The 14,443-nt window shown below is 61.9% G+C and carries 13 protein-coding genes; 10 read left to right on the top strand and 3 right to left on the bottom strand.

Annotation, left to right across the window (positions count from 1 at the left end; translation table 11 throughout):
• Nucleotides 1-42: 42 nt before the first annotated feature.
• The gene (locus AC3WS7_RS06930; RefSeq protein WP_296467740.1) at nucleotides 43-483 is read left to right on the top strand and encodes an FKBP-type peptidyl-prolyl cis-trans isomerase; all 441 of its coding nucleotides are present in this window, start codon (nucleotides 43-45) and stop codon (nucleotides 481-483) included.
• A gap of 9 nt (nucleotides 484-492) precedes the next feature.
• On the opposite strand, the gene AC3WS7_RS06925 is transcribed toward AC3WS7_RS06930, so the two are convergent.
• Nucleotides 493-1,857, bottom strand: coding sequence for a sensor histidine kinase (locus tag AC3WS7_RS06925; RefSeq protein ID WP_492655831.1), 1,365 nt, complete (start codon nucleotides 1,855-1,857; stop codon nucleotides 493-495).
• Between the two features lie 26 nt (nucleotides 1,858-1,883).
• Between AC3WS7_RS06925 and AC3WS7_RS06920 the strand changes: the two genes are divergently transcribed.
• The 8 genes from AC3WS7_RS06920 to AC3WS7_RS06885 all read left to right on the top strand — a co-directional run bounded on the left by AC3WS7_RS06920 (nucleotide 1,884) and on the right by AC3WS7_RS06885 (nucleotide 8,870).
• On the top strand, nucleotides 1,884-2,534 hold the full coding sequence (locus AC3WS7_RS06920) for a response regulator (protein WP_296467744.1): 651 nt from the start codon (nucleotides 1,884-1,886) through the stop codon (nucleotides 2,532-2,534).
• A 145-nt stretch (nucleotides 2,535-2,679) separates the two neighbouring features.
• The gene (locus AC3WS7_RS06915) at nucleotides 2,680-3,327 is read left to right on the top strand and encodes a FecR family protein (protein WP_296467746.1); all 648 of its coding nucleotides are present in this window, start codon (nucleotides 2,680-2,682) and stop codon (nucleotides 3,325-3,327) included.
• A gap of 268 nt (nucleotides 3,328-3,595) precedes the next feature.
• A complete protein-coding gene (locus AC3WS7_RS06910; protein WP_492655830.1) occupies nucleotides 3,596-4,306 on the top strand; it encodes a PEP-CTERM sorting domain-containing protein in 711 nt (236 codons plus the stop codon).
• Between the two features lie 31 nt (nucleotides 4,307-4,337).
• Nucleotides 4,338-4,724, top strand: a complete 387-nt coding sequence (locus tag AC3WS7_RS06905; RefSeq protein WP_492655829.1) for a COG4315 family predicted lipoprotein — start codon at nucleotides 4,338-4,340, stop codon at nucleotides 4,722-4,724.
• 143 nt (nucleotides 4,725-4,867) lie between these two features.
• Nucleotides 4,868-6,166, top strand: coding sequence for a hypothetical protein (locus AC3WS7_RS06900; protein WP_492655828.1), 1,299 nt, complete (start codon nucleotides 4,868-4,870; stop codon nucleotides 6,164-6,166).
• A 1-nt stretch (nucleotide 6,167) separates the two neighbouring features.
• Entirely contained in the window at nucleotides 6,168-6,509 is a 342-nt protein-coding gene (locus AC3WS7_RS06895; protein WP_492655827.1) for a hypothetical protein, read from the top strand.
• A gap of 16 nt (nucleotides 6,510-6,525) precedes the next feature.
• The gene (locus AC3WS7_RS06890; RefSeq protein WP_492655826.1) at nucleotides 6,526-8,019 is read left to right on the top strand and encodes a DUF4384 domain-containing protein; all 1,494 of its coding nucleotides are present in this window, start codon (nucleotides 6,526-6,528) and stop codon (nucleotides 8,017-8,019) included.
• A 23-nt stretch (nucleotides 8,020-8,042) separates the two neighbouring features.
• Nucleotides 8,043-8,870 carry a PEP-CTERM sorting domain-containing protein gene (locus AC3WS7_RS06885; protein ID WP_492655825.1) on the top strand — a complete coding sequence of 276 codons (828 nt, stop codon included), beginning with the start codon at nucleotides 8,043-8,045 and terminating at the stop codon, nucleotides 8,868-8,870.
• On the opposite strand, the gene AC3WS7_RS06880 is transcribed toward AC3WS7_RS06885, so the two are convergent.
• Entirely contained in the window at nucleotides 8,867-10,009 is a 1,143-nt protein-coding gene (locus tag AC3WS7_RS06880; RefSeq protein ID WP_492655824.1) for a M14 family metallopeptidase, read from the bottom strand. The two genes, AC3WS7_RS06885 and AC3WS7_RS06880, sit on opposite strands and share 4 nt — an antisense overlap.
• A gap of 57 nt (nucleotides 10,010-10,066) precedes the next feature.
• Nucleotides 10,067-11,563, bottom strand: a complete 1,497-nt coding sequence (locus tag AC3WS7_RS06875) for a M48 family metalloprotease (protein WP_492655823.1) — start codon at nucleotides 11,561-11,563, stop codon at nucleotides 10,067-10,069.
• A gap of 1,277 nt (nucleotides 11,564-12,840) precedes the next feature.
• On the opposite strand from AC3WS7_RS06875, the gene dbpA reads away from it, so the two are divergent.
• Nucleotides 12,841-14,223, top strand: a complete 1,383-nt coding sequence (gene dbpA, locus AC3WS7_RS06870) for an ATP-dependent RNA helicase DbpA (RefSeq protein ID WP_492655822.1) — start codon at nucleotides 12,841-12,843, stop codon at nucleotides 14,221-14,223.
• The last annotated feature ends 220 nt before the right edge of the window (nucleotides 14,224-14,443 follow it).

Below are 14,443 nucleotides of genomic sequence, written 5' to 3'. Positions count from 1 at the left end.
GACTGCGACAATTCGACTTCCTTTTTTTCCAAACACAACTCCATGCACTACCTCTCGCGCATTGCCGCCCTCACCCTGGTCTTCGCCAGCACCTGCAGCGGGGCCCAAAACGCCACCACCACCGCAGCCGCCAAAGAAGAAGGCGCCGTGCTCAGCAGCACCGGCCTGGTCTACCGCGCACTCAAGGTCGGCACGGGCGCCAGCCCCAAGGCCAGCGACACGGTGAAGGTGCACTACCGCGGCACCCTGCCCGATGGCAAGGAGTTCGACAGCTCCTACAAGCGTGGCGAGCCAATCGAGTTTCCGCTGGGCCGCGTGATTGCCTGCTGGACCGAAGGTGTGCAGCGCATGAAGGTGGGCGGCAAAGCCAAGCTCACCTGCCCACCCCAGATCGCCTACGGCGAGCGCGGCGCAGGCGGCGTGATCCCGCCCAATGCCACCCTGCTGTTCGAGGTGGAACTGCTGGGCATCAACGGCAAATAGGCTGGTAGATCAGGTGGGAGCCAACGCAATCCCGCACAGCGTAAAGGTCGCCCCCTGCCCCTCATGGGATCGCAGGCGAATGTCACACCCCAGATAGGTGGCTTGTGCCTTGGCGATGGCCAAGCCCAAACCGTGGCTCTCGCTGGCCTGCCGGTCATCAAAACTGCGGTAGGCCTCAAAGAGCTGCGGCTGCAAGTGGCTGGCGATGCCGGTGCCACTGTCACGCACCTCAATGCAGAGCTGGCGGCCCACGGGGTAGTCCATGCGCAGGCGAGTGCCCACATACACCGCACCCGCGGGCGTGTGTTTGATGGCGTTGCTGATCAGGTTCTGCAAAATGGATTCCAACAGCCGCCGGTCCGCCCACACGTGTGCATGGCGGCGCGCACGTGGCGTTGCAAAGTGCAAACGGATACCTTTGTTGCGGGCCTGCTCACCAAACAGCGCATGCAGATCCGCAAAAACCGGCTGCAGCTCTACGTGCTCCATATGCAACTGCAAAGCCCCAGACTCCAGGCGCGACAACTCCAGCAACCGGGACACTTGCCCATGCAGCTCGCCCAGAGCCTTTTCCATTTTTGGAACCACACTCGCCAATGCAACGGCCTGGGCAGCGGGCTCCGTGTGCTGCAGCACCCCGAGGTACAAACCGATGGCGCGGATGGGTTGCTTCAAGTCGTGGCTAACCCCCGCAAGGAACAGTGATTTGGTTTGGGAGGCCACCTCCGCCGCAGCCCTGCGTTCGCCCAGATCCGCAATCAGCTGTTGGTTCTCAAAACGCAAGCGCATCGATTCGCGGTGCAGGCGGTTGGTCACGTGGGCATACCCCGAAGTGGACGCGAGGAACACCAGCGTCATGCCGGCAAGCACACTGTGCTCTACGGTCCCCACCAGGGCCAGCATGATGGCAAACGGCAAGACAGTGGGCAGCACCGCCGCGTAATAGGCAGGCAAAAAAATGGAAACCGGAGTCACCGTGCCCCCCGCCAGGCCGGCAACCACCGATCCCGCCATCAACAAGGACAGCGGCCGCCCGGCATCAAAGTACATCCAGGTAAACATCCCCCATGTCGCACCGGTCAGAAACGACGACAGCGTGAAGCCCCAAAGGATCGCCTGGTAACCCTCGCCACGCTCCAGCTTGGGCTTCATGTGCCAGACAAACACCTCTCGCAACAGGCTGAGCGCACCGCCCGTCACCAACCAGACCACGATGTAATGGGTGGCTACCTGCCCGTACATCAGCCAGGCACAGGTGAGCGCCATCAAGGTCACACCGATATAGGGAAACGGAATTTCGTAGGCAAAATAGAGCGCAAAGGCCTTTTCTTCATAGGCTTGCCGCGCGGCAGATTGAGGTCGTGTCCACTGCATTGCTTTAACTCCCTGATTGCACCGTTATGCCAAGCGTACGCATTTTTATCGCCGAAGACCACGCCATGTTGGCCGATGCGCTGCAAATGCTCATCAACACGCAGGCCGACATGGACTGCGTGGGCCTGGCCAACGATGGCACCCGTGCATTGGCGCAGGTGCTGGCGCTGCAACCCGACGTCTTGCTGCTGGACCTGGGCCTGCCCCAACTCGACGGCCTGGCAGTGATGCAGGCCCTGCGCACCGCCCACTGCCCCACCCGCACTCTGGTGGTGACTGCCCGCATGGATGCCGCATCGGTGCGCGCGGCCCTCGCGCTGGGTGCTGCGGGGTATGTACCCAAGAACGAGAGCAGCCACGAGCTGCTGCAGGCCATCCGGCGCATCGCCCAGGGGCGCCGCTATGTCAGCAACGAAATTGCGGCCCTGTTCATCCAGGAACCCGCGGCGCCCGGCCCGGAAGCCAAACTCACCCACAGCGAAGTAGTGATTCTGAAACTGGTGGGTGAAGGCCTGACCAGCAAGGAGATGGGTGCCAAACTCGGCATCAGCGAAGCCACTGCACGCAAACACCGGGAGAACATCCGCAGCAAGCTGGGCCTGCGCAACAGCGCCGAAATGGCTGCTTATGCCATTCGCGCAGCCAGTGCCAACACCGCGCCAGGCGCACTGCAGTAGGCCCCACATACGCCCAAGTGCGTACCCGACAGCGCAACCCTACGTCCCATTGCGCATTGCTTGTTTGCCCTGTTATTGGGTAGCATCGCGCAAGAACAAGAAGCACCGGCGCAGCATGCGCACCACCATACACGGGGAAGTTTCCATGTCACACCGTCGCAGCATTCTTCAGGCCTTGGGCGCCGTCAGCCTGTCGTCGTACATGGTGCAGGTGATGTCCATGGGCACACGGCCCCTGGTGCCCGGCATTCGCAGCCTCAAAGGCCTGGTGCAAGTCAACGGCAGCCCGGCCAAGGAAGGCCAGTTGGTGCTGACGGGTGACACCATTGCCACCGGCAAGGCCAGCGAAGTGGTCTACGTGATGGGCAACAACGCCTACCTGATGCGTGAGGACAGCCTGGTGCAATTCGCCAGCGAAGGCGTCACCGGCATCTTGCGCGTGGTGACCGGCAAAGTGCTGGCGGTATTTGGCCCCGGCAGCAAACGCATCGTCATGCCCACCATGACGGCGGGCATCCGGGGCACCGCCTGCTACATCGAAGCCACCGACACACAAACCTACTTTTGCCTGTGTTACGGCACCGCCGACCTGACCCCCACGGCCGACCCCAGCCAGGCACGCACGGTGGCAACCACTTACCATGACTCGCCCTTTTATGTGGGCAAAGACACAGCGGCGCCCTTGCTAACGGCAGCGCCGGTGATCAACCACCGCGACTACGAACTCTCCATGCTCGAGGCCCTGGTAGGCCGACGGCCACCGTTTGCGGGCAAAGAAAGCTCCGGCTACTAGGCCATGCGCCGCCCAAGACCGCTGGCGGGTTTGCCTCCATCGATGACGCCAGCAAACGCCCCACAGTTAAACAAGATGTCAAAGGCCGCAGCGACCCGCGCTTCCTGAAACAAGCGATGGGGGCGTTTTCTACGCAGAACTGCGTAGAAAACCGCAGCGCCCTACGCACTCAGGCGCATTGCGGCCAGCCCCTTGGCGTTTTAGCCTCTTCCCTGAAGTATCTGTACTTCACCACCGGGCACAACGCCCTCACTTCAGGGAGCTTTTTATGTCTTTGCACCAGCATTTCGTGGCCTCAACCTTGGCCGCAATCACCCTGGCTTCAGCCGCATCTGCGTCGATCGCGGCACCCGTCTTCTACGGGCCATCGGCCTACCTATCGTCTGCAGACATTCCGGTCGGCTTCTATGCGGGCGCAAGCCCCACATTCTTGGACACCCTGGAAGACGGCGCCCTGAACGGCGGCTTGTCTGCCAACACGGGCAGCGTTATCTCGCCCGCACAATGGGGCAGCCTGGTCGATTCCGTGGATGCAGACGATGGCAATATCGATGGCTTGGGCAACCAGGGGCACAGCTGGTTTTCTGGCAGTGGCAGCGCGGGCATCACATTCACCTTCAACAGCCCGACACAGCTACCCACCGCGTTTGGTCTTGTCTGGACCGATGGGGCAGGCAGCATCACCTTCAGCGCCCGCGGTGAAGACGGGTCCTTGTTGGGCAGCAGCACCTTCAGTGGCTTTGCTGACAACAGTTTTTATGGCACCACCGCGGACGACCGCTTTTTGGGTGTCCATTTCGCTGGCGGAGTGAAAAGCATCACCATCAGCAACAGCTCAGGCGGCATCGAGGTAGACCACATCCAATACGGACACATGGTCACGGCAGTACCTGAGCCCGAAACTTACTCCATGTTGCTGGCCGGGCTGGGGCTGATGGGTACGGTGGCGCGACGCCGCAGCGCCAAGGCCAATGCCTGATCAACGCCCATCCCTAGAAAGGCGCGCAACCATGCCGAAAAACATCCTCCCTATCGCCTTGCTGACTTTGCTGACCGCTGCCGTTCAGGCCCAACCCGTCGTACGCGACGGTGTGCTGGCGGATGCCGCCGGGCGCACGGTGTACATCTTTGATAAAGACACACCCGGCAAGAGCAACTGCAGTGGCGGCTGCCTGACAGCTTGGCCTGCATTTGTGGCCAAAGACGGTGCCACTCCCGTAGGCGACTTCACGCTGATCGACGCCAACGGTGCCAAGCAGTGGGCAGTGAAAGGCAAGCCGCTGTATTACTTTGTGGGCGACACCAAGCCCGGCGACCGCAATGGCGAAGGCAGCGGAGGCGTGTGGCACACCGTGGGGGGTGCAGCCAAGGCATCAGCCACCTCTGGAACTTACTAGTGTTTTTGACTGCGGTGCCCATGGATATAGCGCGAGCAGCTATCACATTGATAGCTAATGAAGCCACGCCTTGGGCGCCCAACGATCTTCAGCCGACAGGGACAACACGTGCACTGGTTGCGCTGCATAAAGGAGAGCTACAAATGACAAATCGCATCCCATCCAATGTTCTCGTTGCGGTGTTAGCCATCTGGGCACCCGCAGCCTTTGCCCAACTTGCGCCCGTGAGTGCGGGTACCCCAAATACGCTGGTGGTCCCTCAGAGGCCCGTCGCGTCACGGAATCTCGCAACCCCCGAAGCGCCTGTTGCAGAGCTCAAGACAAACACCTCAGGCGTTTCAAACCTGACGACCCGTGGCAGTTTGACTGGCGATGTGACGCAGTCTCAATCCGGCGCCACTGTCAACGAACAAACACTGTCGGTTGCGGGGACTGACGAAACTTCGCGAGGCAACAGTGTGCGGCTCCAGGGCGCTGTCTCCGCGCCGGTGCAACAAATATCGACGGGCGACATCCCGCAAACCATCAATGTGGGTAGCTTGACGGGTTCCAGTGTTGGTACGGCAACTACCCAAGGCAGCATCAGCGGCGCTGGTGTTACCCAAAGCAGTAGCAGCGTCGATACTCGGGGGACTTTCGGTAGCCAGACCATTGATGTGGGTAGCATCAAGAATTCGAACGCCACATCAATCAATACACGCGGTGCTATCACAGGCACCATTACCCAGATCCAAGACTCAGCCAGGGGCGGCGCAACGCAATCGCTCACTGCTGGCTCCGTTGCAGATGTGAGTCCAGCAGGCCAAGTACTAACCCGCGGCACCATCGACGCCACAGTGACCCAAACAACGAATTCGTTTTCACTGCAGACCATCGACGTAGGCAGCGTCAAAGGCGGAACACCAGCAGAGGTCAGAACTGACGCCGTGTTGACTGGCACGGTCACACAGGATTCGACTGGCAGCAGCGCTTCGAGGCAACGCATTTTGATCGGCAGCGTGGAAGCATCCCGCGGCAATATCGCCACCAGCGCTGGCAGCTCGGGAGCTATTACCCAAACCCAAGACGGCACCTCTAGTTCCCAACAGAAAATTTCGGTGGGCAGCGCCGAAGGCTCCATAACCCAGACCATTACTGAGGCGTTTACCACTGGTGACATCACTCAATCCGCATCCAATGGGGAGCGAATCCTTCAAACATTGAGTGTCGGCAGTAGCGAGAACACCGCCGCTACAGTGACAACCAGGGCACTGGTCACCGGCAACGTCACGCAAGCAGCCAGCGCAAGCAATACCACCCAGACGATCAATCTAGGCAGCGTCCGCAACGGGGGTAGTGGCAACATCACAACTGATGTGCAGGTCAGCGGCGACATATCCCAATCTGCCACAGGCTCAGGCCAACGGCAAAAGGTCATCGTCGGCGGCTTAGAGGGAAATTGAAATGCGAGTCAGGCCTCAGCCTCAACTTCTATGCTTCGTAGTCCTGTTTGCCACCATCACAACGGCACAGGCTGGCTCAGCCGAGATAGGCGACAACATCAACGCGCGCATTGCCCGTGCCAAAAGCGAACAGGCAGCACGTGCTGCAGAGCGCGCCAGCAGCAAGCTGGCTGACAGCGAGCCGAGCTCAACCGGATCTGGGGCCAAGACTTTGGGTGACGGCTGCACCATTGCCATCGGCAATGTGTTTGAGGACGACAAAAAGATTGGCACGTCTGCCCGCCGCGAAACCACGGTCATCGTCACCGGCGACATCATCCAAGCCGGCAACAACTGCCGCTGAGCAATACACAACCACCATGACCCAGTCACGTTTAGTTCTATTGGCGACACTCGTTATCACCGCCTGCGCACCATTGCCGCCCAAAGCGGCAGATGCCCAGACGGCCTTGAAATCACCCGCTGGCGCACTGCAACGCAATGTGACCAACTTTTCAGACACCATGCGCTGCATGGACAAGCTCTACATTGACTACGCGGTACGTGATGTCAGTGTGGTGCTGGAGGACCTGTCTGACGCCACCAAGAAGGTCAGCGCCGGGACACGCGACATGATGATGTCCGCCATCTCGGAGCAGAGCCGGCGTAGCCGGGCCATAGAGGTCATTGTTTTTGGGCAGGACGCCAACAACGCCGTCGCCTTCATGGCCAACGCACAAAAGCGCAGCGCGTTCGCAGTAGTGCCGCGTTTCAATTTGCGCGGCTCCATTTCCCAGCTGGATGAAGGCGTCATCAAGCGCCAGACCGATGGTGGATTCTCGTTTGGCAGCTTGTTTGGGGCCGGCGCCTCCATCAGCAAGCAGTTCAATGTGATGGGACTGGATGTGGCCATGGCCGATACGGCCCGCCTGTCCCTGATCCCGGGTGTGGTCTCCAAAAACCTCACCACCATCACCAAAGAAGGCGACGCGCTGGACGCACAGGCCACCTTCACCAAGGTGGGCATCAACTTCAGCACTTCGCTGCAACGCTCGGACGGCACTGCGCAAGCCCTGCGCAACATGGTGGAGCTGTCGTCGGTGGAGCTGTTTGGGCGCTTGCTCAAGCTGCCCTATTGGAGTTGCCTCAATACCGATGCCCGCAACCCCGAGATTGCCAACGAAATTGAAGACTGGTTTGTTGGCATGGAGCGGGGCGGCGAACTCACCGGCTACTTTCAAACCCAGCTGCGCAACCGTGGCTACTTTGACGGCCCGGCCAACGGCAATGTGACACCTGCGCTGCTGCAAGCGGTGTCAGCGTACCGCTCTGCCACAGGCATGGGCGACAAGGCGCTGGTGGATTTGCCGTTCTTCACCCGGTTTTTGAGCAGCCCCTTCCCGCCACCACCGGCGCAGCCGTTTCGTGATGTCGCCTCGGCGCCACCGACAGCCAGCCCAGCAGCGGCGCGGATTGGGCTGAACATTGCACCCGCTCCAGGCGGGGCAAATGAAGGACTGTCATTCGCCGTTCAAACCACCGCGCCAGCCTACGTGTACTGCTATGCACAAGCCGCGGGCGGAAAACTGCAGCGCATCTTCCCCAACCGCTTTGTGGATGATCCGATGGTGGAGCCCGCGACGCCCCTGCTGTTGCCAGGCAAGCAAGGCTTCAAGCTGCTGCCCGGAGACAGTGGCAGTGTGCCCGTGGCCTGCTTCGCCGCGCCGCGAGAGATCTACAAAGACATTCCGGCAGCCCTGCGCTGGGGCGACTTTCAGGACCTGAAGGCCGTTGAAGGATTCGGTGACATTCAGAAGCTGCTGGAAACGGTGGCCAACGAGCCGATCGCGTCAGCCAAAGCAGTCCTCAAGTAATAACTTCAACCAAGGAGAAACCTATGCCAATGAGCAGCATTCAAAAAGTAATTGTGGCGGGCATGGCCGCTGCAACCCTCTGCGCATCCGCCATCGCCCAACCAGTTCGTCACTTCAACGTCGAAGGTACGATTCGCGCGTTGAACCAAGGGTCCGGCAATACCGCCACGCAGAGCAGCATCGAACATGCGCTGGACGGCCAATCGTTTTCCATGTCGTTCGATTTGGATTTCGGCACACCAGACTCGAATTCGGCTGCAGACATCAGCAGATTCACCCATTCGGTGCGCGACACCTCTGCCACTTCAGGGGCATTTACGTTTTCCCCTATTGGCAACGCCTGCGTAAATTTGGCTTTCGATTGCTATGTAGAACTGGCCAATGACCAATTTGGTGCCGGCATAGATCTTTACGGTCTTCGAACGGGTTTTGTGCGGTCTGCATCATTGGACACTTTGGTGAGCAGCACGCTGCCAGGGGCGGGCACAGTGGTCGGTGGCGTCCCGATAGCGACCTCCGTATCGATGTCTTTCTCTTTGTTCGCAGGCGGTGCTGGGCTCTTTCCATCGCCAGACATGCTGGGGCCCACTGAGATCAGTCCATCCGATCTGAGCGTTTTTTCCCCAAACAGCAACGCTAGCGCCTTCTTTTTCACGAACTATGGGCTCGGAAGGGGAACCGAGTCTGGGCGGGTGAATTTTGGTATCGACATCACACGCATCCGTGAGGGAGCGAGCTACATCACGCCCCTATCCGCCGTGCCCGAACCCGAGACCTACGCCCTGCTGCTGGCCGGGCTGGGGCTGATGGGTGCGGTGGTGCGCAAGCGCAAGGTGGGCACAGCGGCCTAAGCGCTCCACTGCAGCAGCGGCTGCAGCACGCTGGCGCCCAGCTTCTTGGAGCGCTCGCCACTCCAGCCCACCAGTGGGTCGGGCAGGTCGGCGTTGTCCTTGAATGGCATCTCCACGGTAAAGGCCAGGCAGCCAAACTGCTGGGCGATCCAGCTGGTGGCCAGCGTCATGTTGGCCTGCCCAGGCGCCGACTTGCCGTAGTTCACCCGGTCCTGAAAATCCGGGCAGCTCGCGGCCCAGGCGGCCTTGAAGGCGTCTTCCTGCGCGGCCACGTGTGGGCTGTAGCCGGGCGTGCCCTCAGACCCCACCACAAAGTTGTAGGGCAGGCCCTCGTCGCCGTGCACATCCAGGTTCAGGTCCACGCCAATGTCCAGCATCGCCTGGCGCACCAGCAGTACCTCGGGCGAACGCTCGGCCGTGGGGGCGGCCCACTCGCGGTTCAGGTTGGCCCCGGCGGCGTTGGTGCGCAGGTTGCCCAGCACCGCACCGTCGGGGTTCATGTGCGGCACCACGTAGAAGACACAGCGCTCGCGCAGCACGCGGGCCACGGCATCGTCGGCGTCCAGCAGGCGCTCCAAGAAACCCTCCACAAACCACTCGGCCATGGTCTCGCCGGGGTGCTGACGGGCAATCATCCAGACCTTCTTTTTCTGCTCGGGCGGTGTGTTGCCCGCTTCGTCGGTGATACGCAGGAGCGTCATGTCGCGGCCCTGCACCGTGCTGCCCAGGCGCTGCAGCGTGACCCAGGGCGAGGTGGCGGCCGAGGCCAGCAAGTCCAGATGCTGCTCGTAGGAATAGGGCTCGAAGTAGGCAAAGTACACCGCCTGCGCCATGGGCGTGAGGCGGGCCGTCATTTCTTTGCCGTCGTAGTGCGTGTCAATGCGCGTCCACTCCTGGCGGTCGTAGCTGGCCACCACCTGGTAATCGTCCCAGCCCTTGGGGTAGGCAGACTCGGCAGCGTTGAGGAAGCGAAGCGTCACCGGCTGAAAGGCCGCGCCGTGCAGGCAGAAGTGGAACCACTGGGCAAAGTCCGCCGCACTGTCTTTGCGGATGCGCAGCTGGATATCGTCGGCGCGCTCCAGCTGCACCACCTCGATGGCGCCGGAGTCGAATTGAGTGGAGATGTGCAGTTTATGCATGAAATTAGCCTCTAGCCCCCACACTTATTGCGCGAGCAGCTCCTGTTTTGATAGCAATTAAAGAGAATCCACCACTTTGACCAGCTGGCCCAGCTTGGGCTCGCCGCCCCCGTAGTAGCCGTTGATCAGGCGCAGCTGCTGCTCGGGCCGCGCAATGGGGGAGTTTTTGGCCAGCTCGGCAAACCCGCCTTTGGGGTAGGCCACCGTCTTGATACCCCAGGGCCGCGCCGCAGCACGGTCTTGCGCGGTAAGGGCGCGGAAGCTGCCCTCCGCCTCGCGCACCTGGGCACGGGCGCGCTGCAGGGCGTTGGCGTCTTTGGCACTGGTTTGCAACAGATAAATGGTGTCGCCCGGGCCGGTGATCACGGTGGCCTCCAGCGCCTGCGTCTGGCCGTTGCTGGCGGTGCGTGCACCGGCAAAACGCGTAGCCTGTAGGCCATTGAGTGTGGTGGCCTCTGTGCGGCCCTGTGTCGGCTTGAGCAGGCTGCGAATCACCTCGGTGTGTGTCTTGCCCGCCTGTGCGGGCGCCACGCGCACCACCACCGCGGCGTCGCGCGCGGTGTTCAGCAGGGCCAGCTGGTCGGCGTCGTTCTGGATGTACCAGCCGGTGGGCGCGGTGAGCGCAATGCCCAGGGGCTCGTGGTAGAAATTGCGCCCACGCGTCAGGCCCTGGGCCGGGCTGTCGCCAAAGGTCATGCCACTGATGAGCTTGAGGTAGCGCTCACGCCCCTCGCTGTTGTAGCTGCCCTGGTCTTTGTACTGCGCAGCCAACGCGGTGATGGACTGCAGGCGCTGGTCGTTGCTGGGGTGCGAGGCCAGCCAGTCGCCACCGCTGGGCACCGGGCGGCCTTCGGCCTTGGCCTGGTCGGCAGCAAAACGCTCCTGGTTCTTCAGCACGGTGATCACGTCCACCATGTTGCGCGGGTCGTAACGCGTGCGCGAAAGGTACTCGGCGCCCAGGCCATCGGCCTGCAGCTCCTGGTCGCGCCCGTAGGACGCGATATAGCCCGCAGCCGCGGTTTGCGAGGCCTGGCTGGCCAGCTGCCCGGCGCCGCCAAAGCCCTGGCTCTCCAGCACCGCGCCCAGCACGCTGGCTGCCAGCACACCCAGGCCCGCGGTCTGCTGGCGCGTGGCGCGCTGCGCACCGTGGCGCGCCGTCACGTGGCCAATCTCATGGCCGATGACGCCGGCCAAATCGGCCTCGCTGTCCATATAGGCCATGATGCCGCGCGTCACATACACATAGCCGCCGGGCAGCGCAAAGGCGTTGATCTCGGGACTGTCGAGCACGGTGAAGTGCCACTGCAGCTGGCTGCGGTGGCTTTGCGCGGCAAGGCTCTGTCCCAGGTTGGTCACGTAGCGCTGCACCGCGGCGTTGTTGTAGGCGCCATATTCCTTCAACACCTCCGCATGCGCCTTGGCCCCCTCGGCCACCTCGTCCTCTTCGCTCATCACCGAACGCTCGGCCTGCCCCGTGACCGGGTTGACCATGGTGGTGCCGCAGCTGGTGAGCAATAAGGCGGTGAGCAGGAGGCTGGGGAGTTTGAGGTTCATGGGGTAACCGTGGGTGGCAATCCCTGCATTTTAGGGAGGGCTGGGGTTTGAAGCTGCCCTGCAGGCCTACGGGCTTGGAGGGCAGGCAGCCCGTGCACCCGTTCTCCGGCCTCGTCGCGGGCGGCGGCTTTGGGTTCGCTTGCATTACTGCATCAACGCAGTGGTTGGCACGCCTGCTCTGTAGCAGCCGCGAGTGGGGCCTGCGCCCGGATACACGGGCTACCTGTCTGACGTGGCGTATTTGGAAGATGGGCACGGGAAGAATCACCCGAACAGGGGATGTTCGGGTGAACAACAAACAGACACAATGCGGCGGAAGCAACCGTTAGAAAATTCACCCGATTGGGGGATGTTCAAGCTGGTTCCGAGGCGTGAGAATCGTGAATTCTGTGGCCCATGGCCTCCAACGTTAGACCCCCTATGCATCACACCGCTCAGTCGCGACCGCCGTCTACTGTAGTTATTGCGGTAGCGGCATTTCTCTGCAGTTATGCGGCTAACGACGTCTGGCGCACCTACTTGAAAGGCCCCCCAGAGACGATCACTCAAGTTCTGGCCCTTGCAATGGTTTGGCTACCCATCTCGCTGATTGCTATCGCCACGTTTCGCGGCCGTCGATGGGGTCGTTGGCTTGTATTTGGTTTCACTGTGTTTGGGCTTTTCTACTTGCCTTGGTCCCTACCTGCTACTGGCACATCGTCAATGCGGCTTCTTCAGGTATCCCAGGGAGCACTGCACACGCTGGCTTCGGTGCTCTTGCTCTTGCCCTCGGCGCGACTTTGGTTCGCAAAGCCCAATCTAAGTGCACTTGCATCAACCGAAGAGCAGCGCGATGTGGCCTAACCACTTGCTCAAGCCGATGCGCATCGGCCTGGGGCCTCCGAGCGTGGCTTAGCTCAAACGTATCGACCGCTTCGGAGCGCACCTAATGTCTGCAGTCAGTCTGAAGGCGAAGTTCCAAATCGCATCCAAGCCCACCAACCCAGGCGGGCGGTGGGGCCCGCGGGCGCAGGCCGCACTCGCGGCTGCCACAGAGCAGGCGCACCCACCGCGGTGTTGACGCAGCAACCCCACCCCACCAGAAACAGCCACCCGCGACGCGAGCCGGAGAACGCGGGCCACGCCGCCCGCCGTGCGCAAACCATGCGCCTGCAAGAAGACTTTACATATAAAACAAGCCTCTAGCGCCCGTGGGATATGCGCAAGCAGCTACTAAAATCATAGCATTTAGGCGCGCCAGCCAACCATGGCGAACCCCAGCCGCCGATAATCGGGGCATGACTGCTTTCTCCTCTCTCTCCCTCTCCCCTGCCACCCTGGCCAACCTGCAACAACTGGGCTACGAGTCCATGACGCCCATCCAGGCTGCCAGCCTGCCCGTGGCGCTGGCCGGGCAAGACCTGATTGCCCAGGCCAAGACGGGCAGCGGCAAGACGGCAGCCTTTGCGCTGGCGCTGCTGGCCAAGCTGAACCCACGCTGGTTTGCCGTGCAGGCCATGGTGCTGTGCCCCACGCGTGAGCTGGCGGACCAGGTGACGGTGGAAATCCGCCGCCTGGCGCGGGCCGAAGAAAACATCAAGGTGGTGACGCTGTGCGGTGGTGTGGCCACCCGCGGCCAACGTGCCAGCCTGGAAAACGGCGCACACATTGTGGTGGGCACGCCGGGCCGCATCATGGACCTGCTGGAGCGCGAATACCTCTCGCTGGAGAACCTGAACACCCTGGTGCTGGACGAGGCCGACCGCATGCTGGACATGGGCTTCTTTGACGACATTGCCACCGTGGTGAAGCAAACGCCCAAAGAGCGCCAGACCCTGCTGTTCTCGGCCACCTACCCCGAGGGCATTGAGAAGCTGGCCAAACAGTTCATGCGCGATCCACAGCAGATCACCGTGAAGGCTGCCGTCGCCGAAAACACCATCGAACAACGCTTTTACGAGGTGGAGCGCAGCAACCGGCTGGACACCGTGGGCCTGCTGCTCAACCACTTTCGCCCCACCAGCACGATTGCCTTTTGCAACACGCGCCAGCAGTGCAACGAGCTGGTGACGCTGCTGCAAGGCCAGGGCTTTGTGGCCCAGGCGCTGCACGGCGACCTGGAGCAGCGCGAGCGCGACCAGGTGCTGGCGCAGTTTTCCAACCGCAGCTGCTCGGTGCTGGTGGCGACTGATGTGGCCTCACGCGGGCTGGATGTGAAAGAGCTGGACCTGGTCATCAACGTGGACATCACCCCCGACGCCGAGGTGCATGTGCACCGCATTGGCCGCACCGGCCGCGCAGGCCAGTCGGGCCTGGCGGTGAGCCTGGTGTCCATGAACGAAATGGGATCGGTGGGCAAGATTGAGCAGTACCAGAATGCACCGTCGGTCTGGTTCAAGCGTGACGAACTCACACCCACGGGCAGCGGCCGCCTGCTGCCCCCCATGACCACCGTGCAAATAGCCGGTGGCCGCAAAGAGAAGATTCGCCCCGGCGATGTGCTGGGCGCGCTGACCAGCCTGGACGGCGGCCCCGCCTACACGCGTGAGCAGATTGGCAAGATTGCCGTCACCGAGTACTGCACCTTTGTGGCCGTGGAGCGCAGTGTTGCCAAAGACGCCTGCGCCAAGCTCAATGCGGGCAAGGTGAAGGGCAAGAGCGTGCGGGCACGGTTGATCTGAGAGCACCAGGCCCCGTGCGCGAGAGCTGCAACGCGCCGCCGGGCCGCCCCAAGGCGCGTTAGCCCCCATAGGGGGGGCAGCGACCCGCGCAGCGGTGGAGCGTGGGGGCAACGCCTGTAAGGCAAATTCCTACACGACTTACAGCGCGTGTCGGACTCCAGTTCCCCGGGGGCGTGACTACAGTTCATCCAAGCGCCAAAGTCATTGGATGGCGCGGCAA

This window comes from Rhodoferax sp. EU05-FHT12H12, from assembly GCF_058791215.1.
This window is presented reverse-complemented; position numbering and strand designations above follow the sequence as displayed.

Excerpts from the sequence above, each read along its gene's own strand:
- AC3WS7_RS06930 (WP_296467740.1), top strand. The coding sequence starts at position 43 with ATGCACTACCTCTCGCGCATTGCCGCCCTCACCCTGGTCTTCGCCAGC.
- AC3WS7_RS06925 (WP_492655831.1), bottom strand. The coding sequence starts at position 1,857 with ATGCAGTGGACACGACCTCAATCTGCCGCGCGGCAAGCCTATGAAGAA.
- AC3WS7_RS06920 (WP_296467744.1), top strand. The coding sequence starts at position 1,884 with ATGCCAAGCGTACGCATTTTTATCGCCGAAGACCACGCCATGTTGGCC.
- AC3WS7_RS06915 (WP_296467746.1), top strand. The coding sequence starts at position 2,680 with ATGTCACACCGTCGCAGCATTCTTCAGGCCTTGGGCGCCGTCAGCCTG.
- AC3WS7_RS06910 (WP_492655830.1), top strand. The coding sequence starts at position 3,596 with ATGTCTTTGCACCAGCATTTCGTGGCCTCAACCTTGGCCGCAATCACC.
- AC3WS7_RS06905 (WP_492655829.1), top strand. The coding sequence starts at position 4,338 with ATGCCGAAAAACATCCTCCCTATCGCCTTGCTGACTTTGCTGACCGCT.
- AC3WS7_RS06900 (WP_492655828.1), top strand. The coding sequence starts at position 4,868 with ATGACAAATCGCATCCCATCCAATGTTCTCGTTGCGGTGTTAGCCATC.
- AC3WS7_RS06895 (WP_492655827.1), top strand. The coding sequence starts at position 6,168 with ATGCGAGTCAGGCCTCAGCCTCAACTTCTATGCTTCGTAGTCCTGTTT.
- AC3WS7_RS06890 (WP_492655826.1), top strand. The coding sequence starts at position 6,526 with ATGACCCAGTCACGTTTAGTTCTATTGGCGACACTCGTTATCACCGCC.
- AC3WS7_RS06885 (WP_492655825.1), top strand. The coding sequence starts at position 8,043 with ATGCCAATGAGCAGCATTCAAAAAGTAATTGTGGCGGGCATGGCCGCT.
- AC3WS7_RS06880 (WP_492655824.1), bottom strand. The coding sequence starts at position 10,009 with ATGCATAAACTGCACATCTCCACTCAATTCGACTCCGGCGCCATCGAG.
- AC3WS7_RS06875 (WP_492655823.1), bottom strand. The coding sequence starts at position 11,563 with ATGAACCTCAAACTCCCCAGCCTCCTGCTCACCGCCTTATTGCTCACC.
- dbpA (WP_492655822.1), top strand. The coding sequence starts at position 12,841 with ATGACTGCTTTCTCCTCTCTCTCCCTCTCCCCTGCCACCCTGGCCAAC.